This window comes from Bacillus inaquosorum KCTC 13429 (assembly GCF_000332645.1).
Classification (GTDB): Bacteria; Bacillota; Bacilli; order Bacillales; family Bacillaceae; genus Bacillus; species Bacillus inaquosorum.
This window is the reverse complement of the sequence record NZ_AMXN01000010.1, coordinates 75,627-90,152: the sequence shown is the minus strand read 5'-3', so window position 1 is coordinate 90,152 and position 14,526 is coordinate 75,627. Positions and strand designations below refer to the sequence as shown.

Sequence of the window (14,526 nt, the reverse complement as noted above, 5' to 3'; positions counted from 1 at the left end):
TTTTATATGTGTTACTCTACATACAGAAATTCTTCACTTTGTTGGACAAACATTCCTCAGAGTGCAGTTTTTCGTAAAAAGCCGTTTAATTGTCTTTCTTGCCTGCTCTGATTTTTTTCTGAGACAGGTTTAGAATCAGACTGAACTGTGAAGAAATGATAATAAACGAACTGAATGTATTCCTTTTGGGAGGAGGTGAAAGGCATGAACAAAACAGAACTTATCAATGCGGTTGCAGAAGCAAGCGAATTGTCTAAAAAAGACGCTACAAAAGCAGTTGACTCTGTTTTTGATACGATCTTAGATGCACTTAAAAACGGTGATAAAATTCAACTGATCGGTTTTGGTAACTTCGAGGTGCGTGAACGTTCTGCACGTAAAGGACGCAATCCTCAAACAGGTGAAGAAATCGAAATTCCAGCAAGCAAAGTACCTGCTTTCAAACCAGGTAAAGCGCTTAAAGACGCAGTTGCCGGAAAATAATTGTGAATATAGATCGTGTATGCATCTAGCTTACATACACTTTATTTCTTCACAGAAAAGCCCCTTTCTAAGGGGCTTTTCATATTTCAAGAGCATGGGCTTCCTGGCAGGGCATTCACTTTGCTTTTAGCGGGGCATGTGTGCTAGAATCGAAATTAAATGTATTCATTGGTGGAGGACATAGAACATGAAAGAAGTTAATAAAGAGCAAATCGAACAAGCTGTTCGTCAAATTTTAGAAGCGATCGGAGAAGACCCGAATAGAGAAGGGCTTCTTGATACTCCGAAAAGAGTCGCAAAGATGTACGCCGAAGTATTCTCCGGCTTGAATGAAGATCCGAAAGAACATTTCCAGACTATCTTCGGTGAAAACCATGAGGAGCTTGTTCTTGTAAAAGATATCGCGTTTCATTCTATGTGTGAGCATCACCTTGTTCCCTTTTATGGAAAAGCACACGTTGCATATATACCGCGAGGCGGAAAGGTCACAGGCCTCAGCAAACTGGCACGTGCCGTTGAAGCCGTTGCAAAGCGTCCGCAGCTTCAGGAACGCATCACTTCTACAATTGCGGAAAGTATCGTAGAAACGCTTGACCCGCACGGCGTAATGGTAGTGGTTGAAGCAGAACACATGTGCATGACGATGCGCGGTGTAAGAAAACCGGGTGCAAAAACTGTTACTTCAGCAGTCAGAGGCGTTTTTAAAGATGATGCCGCTGCCCGTGCTGAAGTATTGGAACATATTAAACGCCAGGACTAATAAAGATAGAGGGTGCTATAAATGAACGAAAAGCATTCAAGTGATTTTGTCGTCATTAAAGCGGTTGAGGACGGAGTGAATGTGATCGGCCTGACAAGAGGAACAGACACAAAGTTTCACCATTCCGAAAAACTCGACAAGGGAGAAGTAATCATCGCTCAGTTTACAGAGCATACTTCTGCCATTAAAGTCAGAGGAGAGGCACTCATTCAAACCGCATACGGAGAAATGAAAAGCGAAAAAAAATAAGCTGGCTGTTCCCGCTGTTCAACGCAAATGCTCGCAAACAGCGGGTGAATACAGCCAATTTCTTTTTTTTATGCTATAATGATACCTGCGTAAGCGAATGAAAAGATAAAACTCATACATAGATTAAGAAATAAATGTGAATTTGGGGACAAGGGTGATATTTTTGCAAGACATCTACGGAACTTTAGCCAATCTGAACACGAAATTAAAACAAAAGCTGTCTCATCCTTATTTAGCGAAGCATATTTCTGCGCCAAAGATTGATGAGGATAAGCTTCTTCTTTTTCATGCTTTATTTGAGGAAGCCGACATAAAAAACAACGACAGAGAAAATTATATTGTAACAGCGATGCTTGTACAAAGCGCCCTTGATACCCATGATGAAGTGACGACAGCCAGAGTCATAAAACGAGACGAAAACAAAAACCGCCAATTGACTGTTCTCGCAGGCGATTATTTCAGCGGGCTGTACTACTCTTTGTTATCTGAAATGAAGGATATCTACATGATTCGGACGCTTGCTACAGCCATCAAAGAAATCAATGAACATAAAATTCGTCTCTATGACCGTTCTTTCAAGGATGAACACGATTTTTTCGAAAGTGTCGGCATCGTTGAATCAGCTTTATTCCATCGGGTGGCGGAACACTTCAACCTCCCGCGCTGGAAAAAGCTGTCGAGTGATTTTTTTGTATTTAAGCGGCTTATAAACGGAAATGATACATTTCTGGATGTGATCGGCAGTTTTATACAGCTGGGAAAAACAAAAGAAGAGATATTAGAAGATTGTTTTAAAAAAGCGAAAAACAGCATTGAGTCACTTTTGCCTCTAAATTCACCTATTCAGCATGCTTTATTAAACCGCCTGAAGACAATCAGCCAAGATCAAACCTATCATCAGAAAGTGGAAGAAGGGTAAACCATTATGCAGGAATCAAAAGAACAGCGCGTTCATGGAGTATTTGAAAAAATATCTAAAAACTACGACCAAATGAACTCTGTCATCAGTTTTCAGCAGCATAAAAAATGGCGCGAAAAAACGATGCGCATCATGGATGTGAAAGAAGGTGCCAAGGCACTTGATGTTTGCTGCGGAACGGCTGACTGGACGATCGCTCTTGCAAAAGCAGCCGGCAAAAACGGCGAGATCAAGGGCTTGGATTTCAGTAAAAATATGCTGAGTGTCGGCCAGCAGAAAGTAAAAAACGGCGGATTCAGCCAAATTGAACTGCTGCACGGAAATGCGATGGAGCTTCCTTTTGATGATGATACGTTTGATTATGTCACGATTGGCTTCGGACTCCGCAATGTCCCTGATTACTTGACTGTACTGAAAGAGATGAGACGTGTGGTGAAGCCGGGCGGACAGGTCGTATGTCTGGAAACGTCCCAGCCGGAAATGTTCGGATTCAGACAGGCCTACTTTATGTATTTTAAGTATATTATGCCGTTTTTCGGGAAACTGTTTGCGAAGAGCTATAAAGAATATTCTTGGCTTCAAGAATCAGCCAGAGAATTCCCTGGAATGAAGGAACTGGCAGGCCTGTTTGAAGAGGCGGGCTTGAAAAATGTCAAATATCATTCGTTTACTGGCGGAGTCGCTGCCACGCATATCGGATGGAAATGAAAACACAGATGTTTGGGTGAATGATATGAAATTTAAAATGGCCTACTCTTTTTTAAATGACGATATTGATGTAATCGAAAGAGAACTTGAACAAACCGTACGTTCCGATTACCCGCTTTTAAGCGAGGCGGGTCTTCATCTGCTGCAGGCAGGAGGGAAGCGCATTCGGCCTGTTTTCGTGCTGCTTTCCGGCATGTTTGGCGATTACGATATTAATAAGATTAAATATGTCGCCGTCACTCTGGAAATGATTCACATGGCATCTTTGGTTCATGATGATGTTATTGACGATGCCGAGCTTCGCAGAGGGAAGCCGACAATCAAAGCAAAGTGGGACAATCGCATTGCGATGTACACAGGCGATTATATGCTTGCGGGATCACTTGAAATGATGACGAGAATTAACGAACCGAAAGCCCATAGGATTTTGTCACAGACTATTGTTGAAGTTTGTCTTGGGGAAATCGAGCAGATCAAAGACAAATACAACATGGAACAAAATCTCAGAACGTATCTCCGCCGCATCAAAAGAAAAACGGCGCTCCTGATCGCAGTCAGCTGCCAGCTCGGTGCCATTGCGTCCGGAGCTGATGAAAAGATTCATAAGGCGCTGTATTGGTTTGGGTATTACGTCGGCATGTCTTATCAAATTATTGATGATATTCTTGATTTTACTTCAACTGAAGAAGAGCTGGGCAAACCTGTTGGAGGAGATTTGCTTCAAGGGAATGTCACATTGCCAGTGCTGTATGCCCTGAAAAATCCAGCATTAAGAAACCAGCTTAAATTGATTAACAGCGAGACTACGCAGGAACAGCTTGAACCAATCATTGAAGAAATCAAAAAAACAGATGCAATTGAAGCATCTATGGCAGTAAGCGAAATGTATCTGCAGAAAGCTTTCCAGAAATTAAACACGCTTCCGAGAGGACGTGCACGTTCGTCTCTTGCGGCCATCGCAAAATATATCGGTAAAAGAAAATTTTAATTTTTGTAGATATTAAGAAATTTCTCCGCCCCGGATTGATTAATTATCAGAAAGATGTTACGATTTCGGTGTGCAGTGTGAAAGCCTATACATACATAATGATGGGGTGGAGAATGTGATGGAAAAGACTTTTATCATGGTGAAACCAGACGGTGTCCAACGTCAGCTCATTGGTGATATTTTATCCAGATTCGAGCGTAAGGGCTTACAATTAGCTGGCGCCAAGTTAATGAGAGTGACAGAACAAATGGCTGAGAAACACTACGCCGAACATCAAGGGAAGCCTTTCTTCGGAGAGCTCGTTGAGTTTATTACTTCAGGACCTGTATTCGCAATGGTTTGGGAAGGCGAAAATGTCATTGAAGTGACGAGACAGCTGATCGGAAAGACAAATCCAAAAGAAGCTTTGCCTGGTACGATTCGGGGAGATTATGGCATGTTTGTCGGGAAAAACATCATCCACGGCTCTGATTCTCTCGAAAGTGCTGAACGCGAGATTAACATTTTCTTTAAGAATGAAGAATTAGTATCATATCAACAGCTCATGGCAGGCTGGATCTATTAATCATTATGAAAATAAGTAACAGAGCCGGCACCATGTAATGCCGCCGGTTTTCATTCTGTTTTGTAAAGGTTTACATTAAAGTGAATAAAGGGTGAAACGGCAGTGTGCATCAGACTCCTGCCTTTCCCAACCGATCTAAAATCAGCTGAAAAGCTGATTTTTTTATTGAAACAATACAATTTCCTGATAAAACAAGCTATACTAGGACAAAAAGACAGCGAGACTGGGAGAGTAGAGATGGATACATACAGCGTATTTACAACAAAATGGAAGCAATTAACCGGAGTCGATTTGACATTATATAAAGAAGCACAAATGAAAAGAAGGCTGACGTCGCTTTATGAGAAAAAGGGGTATCAGAGCTTTAAGGAGTTTGCGGCGGCATTGGAAAAGGATCAAGCTCTCTTAAATGAAACATTGGACAGAATGACGATCAATGTTTCAGAATTTTATCGTAATTATAAAAGATGGGAAGTTCTTGAGACTGCTATTCTGCCGTTAATCAAGCACTCTAAGCCTTTAAAGATATGGAGTGCCGCCTGCTCAACGGGTGAGGAGCCTTATACGCTTGCCATGCTTTTGGATCAGCAAAAAAGTCTTCCCGGCTTTCAGATTCTGGCGACTGATATTGATGAAAAAGCATTGGAGAAAGCGAAAAAAGGCATCTATCAGGAGCGGTCTTTACAGGAAGTTCCATCATCTGTGAAGGATCGTTATTTTACTCAAAACGCAAATAGAAGCTATGAAGTAAAAGCAGAAATCAAAAAAAATATTACATTCAAAAAGCATAATCTGCTGGCGGATCGTTATGAACAAGACTTTGACTTAATCGTGTGCCGCAATGTATTTATTTATTTTACAGAAAGCGCGAAGGAAGAACTTTATTTGAAAATGGCACATAGCCTGAAAAAGAATGGAGTTCTCTTTGTCGGCAGCACTGAGCAAATCTTTAATCCTGAGAAATTTGGCCTGGCTCCAGCCGATACATTCTTTTATCAAAAAAGATAGACTGACTTTTTGCTGAAAAATATGTTATAGTAGTTTTACTTAAAAGCGTTAATGCGATGAAGGGAGAAGAAGTCATGAGATATTTAACAGCCGGAGAATCACACGGCCCCCAACTGACAACCATTATTGAAGGTGTGCCTGCCGGGCTTTACATAACGGAGGAAGATATCAATTTTGAGCTTGCCAGACGCCAAAAAGGCCACGGCCGCGGCCGCCGCATGCAAATCGAAAAAGATCAGGCCAAAATTATGAGCGGGGTGCGCCATGCCCGCACACTCGGTTCGCCAATTGCTCTCGTTGTAGAAAACAACGATTGGAAACATTGGACAAAAATCATGGGCGCAGCTCCGATTACAGAAGATGAAGAAAAGGAAATGAAACGCCAAATTTCCAGACCGAGACCTGGGCACGCTGATTTAAACGGTGCGATTAAATATAATCATCGTGATATGAGAAATGTGCTTGAGCGTTCTTCAGCAAGGGAAACAACTGTCAGAGTGGCAGCAGGGGCTGTCGCTAAAAAAATTCTTTCTGAGCTTGGCATTAAGGTAGCGGGCCACGTATTGCAAATTGGCGCAGTTAAAGCTGAAAAAACAGAATATACGTCAATTGAAGACCTGCAGCGTGTAACGGAGGAGTCTCCGGTCAGATGCTACGATGAAGAAGCAGGCAAAAAAATGATGGCTGCCATTGATGAAGCGAAGGCAAACGGAGATTCCATCGGCGGAATTGTAGAAGTCATTGTCGAGGGAATGCCGGTAGGCGTGGGCAGCTACGTCCATTATGACCGCAAGCTGGACAGTAAGCTTGCTGCTGCAGTGCTGTCAATTAACGCATTTAAAGGTGTGGAATTCGGCATCGGCTTTGAAGCGGCCGGCAGAAATGGAAGCGAAGTCCATGACGAGATCATTTGGGACGAGGAAAAGGGCTATACTCGCGCTACAAATAGACTTGGAGGTCTGGAAGGCGGCATGACGACAGGAATGCCGATTGTCGTCCGCGGAGTTATGAAGCCGATTCCGACTTTATATAAACCGTTGAAGAGTGTGGATATTGAAACGAAAGAACCGTTTTCTGCCAGTATTGAACGTTCAGACAGCTGTGCAGTGCCTGCGGCAAGTGTAGTAGCTGAAGCTGCTGTTGCATGGGAAATTGCGAACGCAGTCGTTGAACAATTCGGCTTAGATCAAATCGACCGCATTAGAGAAAATGTGGAGAATATGAGAAAACTGTCGAGGGAATTTTAATGAGAACACTGCATGTTCAAACCGCTTCCTCGTCGTATCCTGTTTTTATCGGGCAAGGCATCAGACAAGAGGCTTGCGAACTATTAACCTCTCTAAACAGGCCTTTAACACGGATTATGCTTGTCACGGATGAAGAGGTGGATCGCCTGTATGGTGATGAAATGCTTCATTTGCTGCAAGAAAAATGGCCTGTGAAAAAAGTGACGGTGCCGAGCGGAGAGCAGGCGAAATCCATGGACATGTACACAAAACTGCAGAGTGAAGCGATTCGTTTTCATATGGATCGCTCCTCATGCATCATCGCATTCGGTGGCGGTGTTGTAGGAGATCTTGCCGGTTTTGTGGCTGCCACTTTTATGCGCGGCATTGATTTCATTCAAATGCCTACGACGCTTTTGGCACATGACAGCGCAGTCGGAGGAAAAGTAGCCGTGAATCATCCGCTCGGAAAAAATCTAATCGGTGCGTTTTATCAGCCCAAAGCCGTGCTTTACGATACAGACTTTCTGCGTTCTCTCCCAGAAAAAGAGCTTCGGTCCGGAATGGCAGAAGTGATTAAACACGCTTTTATCTATGACAGAGCGTTTCTGGAAGAGCTGCTGAATATCCGCTCACTGCACGATATCACAAGTGATCAGCTGAATGACATGATTTTTAAAGGCATTTCAATTAAAGCGTCTGTCGTTCAGCAGGATGAAAAAGAAGAGGGGATAAGAGCCTACTTAAACTTTGGACATACGCTCGGCCATGCCGTTGAGGCGGAATATGGATACGGACAGATCACTCACGGTGATGCCGTAGCCCTCGGAATGCAGTTTGCTTTATATGTAAGCGAAAAGACAGTGGGCTGTGAAATGGACAGAAAACGTTTGGTCAGCTGGCTAAAAAGCCTGGGCTATCCAAGTCAAATCAAAAAAGAGACGGAAACTTCGGTTCTTTTAGACCGTATGATGAATGATAAGAAGACCCGCGGCGGGAAGATTCAATTTATCGTGCTCAACGAATTAGGAAAAGTTGCTGATCACACATTTTCCAGAAATGAACTTGAGAGCTGGCTGAACAAATGGCGATTGGAGGAGACATCATGATGATTCGCGGAATTCGCGGAGCAACTACAGTTGAACGGGATACTGAAGAAGAAATTTTACAAAAAACAAAACAGCTGTTAGAAAAAATCATAGAAGAAAACAAAACAAAGCCCGAAGATGTTGTTCAAATGCTTCTTTCGGCGACACCTGATTTGCACTCCGTTTTCCCGGCAAAAGCTGTTCGTCAGCTTTCAGGATGGCAGTACGTGCCAGTAACCTGTATGCAGGAAATGGACGTAACCGGCGGTCTGAAAAAGTGCATAAGAGTCATGATGACCGTCCAGACAGATGTTCCTCAGGATCAGATCAGACATGTATATTTAGAAAAAGCCGTCGTATTAAGACCCGATTTATCATTGACAAAAAATACTGAATTGTAATACGATAGGAACAGCTTAGAAATACACAAGAGTGTGTATAAAGCATTGAATGAGTTGAGTTAGAGAATAGGGTAGCAGAGAATGAGTTTAGTTGAGCTGAGACATGTATGTTTATTCTACCCAAAAGAAGCCTTTCTTTTGGGTTTATTTGTTATATAATAGTTTATCCTCTCATGCCATCTTCTCATTCTCCTTGCCATAAGGAGTGAGAGCAATGAATTTCCAATCAAACATTTCTGCATTTTTACAGGACAGCTTGTCCAACCACACCATACCGATTGTGGAGACCTTCACAGTCGATACGCTGACACCCATTCAAATGATAGAGAAGCTCGACAGGGAGATTACGTATCTTCTTGAAAGCAAGGATGATACATCCAATTGGTCGAGATATTCGTTTGTCGGCCTGAATCCATTTCTCACAATTAAAGAAGAGCAGAGCCGTTTTACAGCCGCTGATCAGGACGGCAGAGCTCTTTATACAGGAAGTGAACTCAAAGAAGTTCTGAACTGGATGAATTCCACGTACAAAATCAAAACGCCAGAGCTTGGCATTCCTTTTGTCGGCGGAGCTGTTGGGTATTTAAGCTATGATATGATCCCGCTGATTGAGCCTTCTGTTCCTCCGCATACAAAAGAAACAGGAATGGAAAAGTGTATGCTGTTTGTTTGCCGGACAATAATTGCGTATGATCATGAAACTAAAAATGTCCACTTTATCCAATATGCAAGACTCAATGGCCAGGAAACTGAAAACGAAAAAACCGATGTGTTTCATCAAAATCATCAAGAGCTCCAAGACCTCATTGAAAAAATGATGGATCAAAAAAACATAAAAGAGCTGTTTCTCTCTGCTGATTCATATAAGACGCCCAGCTTTGAGACTGTCTCTTCTAATTATGAAAAATCGGCTTTTATGGCTGATGTAGAAAAAATCAAAGAATATATAAAAGCGGGCGATATCTTCCAAGGCGTTTTGTCACAAAAATTTGAGATTCCGATAACAGCAGATGCCTTTGAGTTATACCGAGTGCTGCGGATCGTCAATCCTTCTCCGTATATGTATTATATGAAACTCCAAGACAGAGAAATAGTCGGCAGCTCTCCGGAACGGTTAATCCACGTTCAGGACGGGCACTTGGAAATCCATCCGATTGCCGGAACGAGAAAACGGGGCGCAGACAAAGAGGAAGATGAAAAACTCAAAGTTGAGCTAATGAAGGATGAAAAAGAAAAAGCAGAGCACTACATGCTCGTTGATCTTGCCCGGAACGATATCGGCAGAGTAGCAGAGTATGGATCTGTATCTGTGCCGGAGTTCACAAAAATTGTCTCCTTTTCACATGTCATGCACATTATCTCGGTGGTTACAGGCCGATTGAAAGAAGGGGTTCATCCTGTCGATGCACTGATGTCCGCTTTCCCGGCGGGAACGTTAACAGGCGCACCAAAAATCCGTGCCATGCAGCTTTTGCAAGAGCTGGAGCCAACACCGAGAGAGACATACGGAGGCTGCATCGCTTACATCGGATTTGACGGTAATATCGACTCTTGTATTACGATTCGCACTATGAGCGTAAAGGACGGTGTTGCATCGATACAAGCAGGTGCTGGTATTGTTGCGGATTCTGTTCCGGAAGCCGAATACGAAGAAAGCTGTAATAAAGCCGGTGCGCTGCTGAAAACGATTCATATTGCAGAAGACATGTTCCATAGCAAGGAGGATAAAGCTGATGAACAAATTTCTACAATTGTGCGTTGACGGAAAAACACTCACTGCCAGTGAGGCAGAAACGCTGATGAATATGATGATGACAGCGGAAATGACTCCTTCTGAAATGGGCGGTATATTGTCTATTCTTGCTCATCGGGGAGAGACGCCAGAAGAGCTTGCGGGCTTTGTGAAGGCGATGCGGGCGCGCGCTCTTACCGTAGATGGACTTCCTGATGTTGTAGATACATGCGGAACTGGAGGAGACGGTATTTCTACTTTTAATATCTCAACGGCATCTGCAATTGTTGCCTCAGCAGCCGGTGCGAAAATCGCTAAGCACGGCAATCGCTCTGTCTCTTCTAAAAGCGGAAGCGCTGATGTTTTAGAGGAACTAGAGGTTCCAATTCAAACTACTCCCGAAAAGGTCAAAAGCAGCATTGAAACAAACAACATGGGATTTCTTTTTGCGCCGCTTTATCATTCGTCTATGAAACATGTAGCGGGTACTAGAAAAGAACTAGGTTTCAGAACGGTATTTAATCTGCTTGGACCGCTCAGCAATCCTTTGCAGGCGAAGCGTCAGGTGATCGGGGTCTATTCCGCTGAAAAAGCGGGACTGATGGCAAGCGCACTGGAAACGTTTCAGCCGAAGCATGTCCTGTTCGTATCCAGCCGCGACGGTTTAGATGAGCTTTCAATTACGGCACCGACCGATGTGATTGAATTAAAGGACGGTGAGCGCAGGGAATACACCGTTTCACCCGAAGATTTCGGTTTTACAAATGGCAGAATTGAAGATTTACAAGTGCAGTCACCGAAAGAGAGTGCCTGTCTCATTCAGAATATTTTTGAAAATAAAAGCAGCAGTTCCGCTTTATCTATTACTGCTTTTAATGCAGGGGCTGCGATATACACGGCGGGGATAACCGCCTCACTGAAGGAAGGTACGGAGCTCGCGTTAGAGACGATTACAAGCGGAGGCGCTGCCGCGCAGCTTGAACGACTAAAGCAGAAAGAGGAAGAGATCTATGCTTGAAAATATTATTAAACAAAAGAAAGAAGAAGTAAAAACACTGGTACTGCCGGAAGAGCAGCTTTTCGAAAAACGTTCATTTAAAGAGGCGCTGGCAAGTCCGAATCGGTTTATCGGATTGATTGCCGAAGTGAAGAAAGCGTCACCGTCAAAAGGGCTTATTAAAGAGGATTTTGTCCCTGTACAGATTGCAAAAGACTATGAAACTGCGCAGGCAGATGCGCTTTCCGTATTAACAGACACCCCGTTTTTTCAAGGGAAAAACAGCTATTTATCAGACGTAAAGCGTGCTGTATCAATTCCTGTACTCAGAAAAGATTTTATTATTGATTCTCTTCAAGTGGAGGAATCGAAAAGAATCGGAGCGGATGCCATACTGTTAATCGGCGAGGTGCTTGATCCCTTACATCTTCATGAATTATATCTTGAAGCAGGCGAAAAGGAGATGGATGTGTTAGTAGAGGTTCATGATGCATCAACGCTTGAACAAATATTGAAAGTATTTATGCCTGCTATTCTCGGCATAAACAACCGAAACCTAAAAACATTTGAAACTTCTATAATGCAGACAGAACAAATCGCATCTCTCGTACCGAAAGAATCCCTGCTTGTCAGCGAAAGCGGAATCGGTTCTTTAGAACATTTAACATTTGTCAAAGAACATGGAGCACGAGCTGTGCTTATCGGTGAATCATTGATGAGACAAACATCACAGCAAAAAGCAATCCATGCTTTGTTTGGGGAGTAAGGTTGTGAAGAAACCGGCATTAAAATATTGCGGCATACGGTCACTGCAGGATTTGCAGCTTGCAGCGGATTCACAGGCTGATTATCTGGGCTTTATTTTTGCTGAAAGCAAACGGAAAGTATCTCCGCAAAATGTGAAAAAGTGGCTGAGTCAAGTTCATGTCGAAAAACAGGTTGCGGGTGTTTTTGTTAATGAATCGATAGAGACAATGTCACGCATTGCCGAAGACTTGAATCTCGACGTTATTCAGCTTCACGGTGATGAGGAACCGGCGGCTGCCGATGCTCTTCGCATGCTGACAGGTTGCGAAATATGGAAGGCGCTTCACCATCATGAGAACACAATTCAAGAAATAGCCTGTTTTAAAGGTGGTGTGGACGGCTTTGTGATTGATTCATCTGTAAAAGGGCAAAGAGGCGGCACTGGTGTTGCTTTTTCTTGGGACTGTGTGCCGGAATATCAGCAGGCGGCTGCGGGCAAACGCTGCTTTATCGCAGGCGGCGTGAATCCGGACACCATCACAGACCTATTGAAATGGCAGCCGTTAGGAATTGACCTTGCCAGTGGAATCGAAAAAAACGGACAAAAAGATCAAAATCTGATGAGGCTTTTAGAAGAAAGGATGAACCGATATGTATCCATACCCGAATGAAATAGGAAGATACGGCGATTTTGGCGGAAAATTTGTTCCGGAAACACTCATGCAGCCATTAGAAGAAATTGAACGTGCATTTAAAGAGATCAAGGATGATCCCGCTTTTCGTGACGAATATTACAAGCTGTTAAATGACTATTCCGGCAGGCCTACTGCATTAACATACGCTGATCGAGTCACTGAATACTTAGGCGGTGCAAAAATCTATTTGAAACGAGAAGATTTAAACCATACAGGTTCTCATAAAATCAATAATGCACTAGGCCAAGCGCTGCTTGCTAAAAAAATGGGCAAAACGAAAATCATTGCTGAAACTGGCGCCGGGCAGCACGGCGTTGCCGCTGCGACAGTCGCAGCTAAATTCGGCTTTTCCTGCACTGTATTTATGGGCGAGGAAGACGTTGCCCGCCAGTCTCTTAACGTTTTCCGAATGAAGCTTCTTGGAGCGGAGGTTGTGCCTGTAACAAGCGGAAACGGCACATTGAAGGATGCCACAAATGAGGCGATCCGGTACTGGGTTCAGCATTGTGAGGATCATTTTTACATGATCGGATCAGTTGTCGGACCGCACCCTTATCCGCAGGTCGTCCGTGAATTTCAAAAAATGATCGGTGAGGAGGCGAAGAATCAGCTGAAACGCATTGAAGGCGCTCTGCCAGATAAGGTGGTGGCGTGTGTAGGCGGAGGAAGCAATGCGATGGGCATGTTTCAGGCGTTTTTAGATGAAGATGTTGAACTCATCGGCGCTGAAGCAGCCGGAAAAGGAATTGATACCCCTCTTCATGCCGCTACTATTTCGAAAGGAACCGTAGGTGTCATTCACGGTTCATTGACTTATCTCATTCAAGATGAGTTCGGGCAAATTATTGAGCCTTACTCCATTTCAGCAGGACTTGACTATCCGGGAATCGGACCGGAACACGCTTATTTGCATAAGAGCGGCCGAGTCACTTATGACAGTATCACAGATGAAGAAGCGGTGGATGCATTAAAACTCTTGTCAGAAAAAGAGGGGATTTTGCCGGCAATCGAATCTGCCCATGCGTTAGCGAAAGCATTCAAACTTGCTAAAGAGATGGATCGCGATCAAATGATTCTCGTCTGTTTATCAGGACGGGGAGATAAGGATGTCAACACCTTAATGAATGTATTGGAAGAAGAGGTGAAAGCGCATGTTTAAATTAGACCTTCAAGCGTCAGAAAAATTGTTTGTCCCGTTTATTACGGCGGGCGATCCATTGCCTGAGGTTTCGGTTGAACTGGCGAAGTCTCTCCAAAAAGCGGGTGCCACGGCACTGGAGCTTGGTGTTGCATACTCAGACCCACTTGCAGACGGTCCGGTGATCCAGCGGGCTTCGAAGCGGGCGCTTAACAATGGAATGAATATCGTAAAGGCAATCGAATTAGGCGGAGAAATGAAAAAAAACGGAGTGAATATTCCGATTATCCTCTTTACGTATTATAATCCTGTGTTACAATTGAACAAAGAATACTTTTTCGCTTTACTGCGGGAAAATCATATTGACGGTCTGCTTGTTCCGGATCTGCCATTAGAAGAAAGCGCCAGCCTTCAAGCCGAATGCAAAAACCATGAGGTGACGTATATTTCTTTGGTTGCGCCGACAAGCGAAAGCCGTTTGAAAACCATTATTGAACAAGCCGAGGGCTTCGTCTACTGTGTATCTTCTCTAGGTGTGACCGGTGTCCGCAATGAGTTCAATTCATCCGTGTATCCGTTCATCCGGACAGTGAAGGATCTTAGCGCTGTGCCGGTTGCTGTAGGGTTCGGTATATCCAACCGCGAACAGGTCATGAAGATGAATGAAATTTGTGACGGTGTCGTAGTGGGAAGTGCGCTCGTCAGAAAAATAGAAGAATTAAAGGACCGGCTCATCAGTGCTGAAACGAGAGATCAAGCGCTGCAGGAGTTTGAAGATTACGCAACGGCGTTTGGCGGCTTGTACAGTTTAAAATGAGGTGA

Annotated in this window: 17 protein-coding genes; all 17 read left to right on the top strand. The window is 43.7% G+C overall.

Annotated elements, in window-relative coordinates; translation table 11 throughout:
* Positions 1-204: 204 nt before the first annotated feature.
* Positions 205-483 carry a non-specific DNA-binding protein Hbs gene (gene hbs, locus BSI_RS01440; protein ID WP_003153447.1) on the top strand — a complete coding sequence of 93 codons (279 nt, stop codon included), beginning with the start codon at positions 205-207 and terminating at the stop codon, positions 481-483.
* Positions 484-670: 187 nt separating this feature from the next.
* The gene (gene folE, locus BSI_RS01445) at positions 671-1,243 is read left to right on the top strand and encodes a GTP cyclohydrolase I FolE (RefSeq protein ID WP_003225516.1); all 573 of its coding nucleotides are present in this window, start codon (positions 671-673) and stop codon (positions 1,241-1,243) included.
* Between the two features lie 21 nt (positions 1,244-1,264).
* The gene (gene mtrB / locus BSI_RS01450) at positions 1,265-1,492 is read left to right on the top strand and encodes a trp RNA-binding attenuation protein MtrB (RefSeq protein WP_003225517.1); all 228 of its coding nucleotides are present in this window, start codon (positions 1,265-1,267) and stop codon (positions 1,490-1,492) included.
* A gap of 163 nt (positions 1,493-1,655) precedes the next feature.
* A complete protein-coding gene (gene hepS / locus BSI_RS01455; RefSeq protein ID WP_004398111.1) occupies positions 1,656-2,411 on the top strand; it encodes a heptaprenyl diphosphate synthase component 1 in 756 nt (251 codons plus the stop codon).
* Between the two features lie 6 nt (positions 2,412-2,417).
* Positions 2,418-3,119: a demethylmenaquinone methyltransferase gene (gene menG / locus BSI_RS01460; RefSeq protein WP_004398109.1), complete on the top strand. Its 702-nt coding sequence runs from the start codon at positions 2,418-2,420 to the stop codon at positions 3,117-3,119.
* Between the two features lie 25 nt (positions 3,120-3,144).
* Positions 3,145-4,107, top strand: coding sequence for a heptaprenyl diphosphate synthase component II (hepT, locus tag BSI_RS01465; RefSeq protein ID WP_004398107.1), 963 nt, complete (start codon positions 3,145-3,147; stop codon positions 4,105-4,107).
* A gap of 115 nt (positions 4,108-4,222) precedes the next feature.
* Positions 4,223-4,672 (top strand): nucleoside-diphosphate kinase, encoded by a 450-nt coding sequence (gene ndk / locus BSI_RS01470; RefSeq protein ID WP_010886554.1) that lies wholly within the window; start codon positions 4,223-4,225, stop codon positions 4,670-4,672.
* Positions 4,673-4,909: 237 nt separating this feature from the next.
* Entirely contained in the window at positions 4,910-5,680 is a 771-nt protein-coding gene (cheR, locus tag BSI_RS01475; RefSeq protein WP_004398101.1) for a protein-glutamate O-methyltransferase CheR, read from the top strand.
* Positions 5,681-5,754: 74 nt separating this feature from the next.
* Positions 5,755-6,927, top strand: a complete 1,173-nt coding sequence (gene aroC, locus BSI_RS01480) for a chorismate synthase (RefSeq protein WP_004398727.1) — start codon at positions 5,755-5,757, stop codon at positions 6,925-6,927.
* Positions 6,927-8,015, top strand: a complete 1,089-nt coding sequence (aroB, locus tag BSI_RS01485) for a 3-dehydroquinate synthase (protein ID WP_004398098.1) — start codon at positions 6,927-6,929, stop codon at positions 8,013-8,015. The genes aroC and aroB overlap by 1 nt, the downstream gene beginning before the upstream one ends.
* Positions 8,012-8,395 carry a chorismate mutase gene (aroH, locus tag BSI_RS01490; RefSeq protein ID WP_004398096.1) on the top strand — a complete coding sequence of 128 codons (384 nt, stop codon included), beginning with the start codon at positions 8,012-8,014 and terminating at the stop codon, positions 8,393-8,395. Before aroB ends, aroH begins: the two co-directional genes overlap by 4 nt.
* Positions 8,396-8,609: 214 nt before the next feature.
* Complete coding sequence (gene trpE, locus BSI_RS01495; RefSeq protein WP_004398093.1) at positions 8,610-10,157, top strand: anthranilate synthase component I; 1,548 nt, start codon at positions 8,610-8,612, stop codon at positions 10,155-10,157.
* Positions 10,129-11,145, top strand: coding sequence for an anthranilate phosphoribosyltransferase (gene trpD / locus BSI_RS01500; RefSeq protein ID WP_004398092.1), 1,017 nt, complete (start codon positions 10,129-10,131; stop codon positions 11,143-11,145). Before trpE ends, trpD begins: the two co-directional genes overlap by 29 nt.
* Complete coding sequence (gene trpC / locus BSI_RS01505; protein ID WP_004398090.1) at positions 11,138-11,890, top strand: indole-3-glycerol phosphate synthase TrpC; 753 nt, start codon at positions 11,138-11,140, stop codon at positions 11,888-11,890. The genes trpD and trpC overlap by 8 nt, the downstream gene beginning before the upstream one ends.
* Before the next feature lie 4 nt (positions 11,891-11,894).
* The gene (locus BSI_RS01510; protein ID WP_004398079.1) at positions 11,895-12,542 is read left to right on the top strand and encodes a phosphoribosylanthranilate isomerase; all 648 of its coding nucleotides are present in this window, start codon (positions 11,895-11,897) and stop codon (positions 12,540-12,542) included.
* A complete protein-coding gene (trpB, locus tag BSI_RS01515) occupies positions 12,523-13,725 on the top strand; it encodes a tryptophan synthase subunit beta (RefSeq protein ID WP_004398077.1) in 1,203 nt (400 codons plus the stop codon). Before BSI_RS01510 ends, trpB begins: the two co-directional genes overlap by 20 nt.
* The gene (gene trpA / locus BSI_RS01520; RefSeq protein ID WP_004398075.1) at positions 13,718-14,521 is read left to right on the top strand and encodes a tryptophan synthase subunit alpha; all 804 of its coding nucleotides are present in this window, start codon (positions 13,718-13,720) and stop codon (positions 14,519-14,521) included. The genes trpB and trpA overlap by 8 nt, the downstream gene beginning before the upstream one ends.
* Positions 14,522-14,526: the final 5 nt, after the last annotated feature.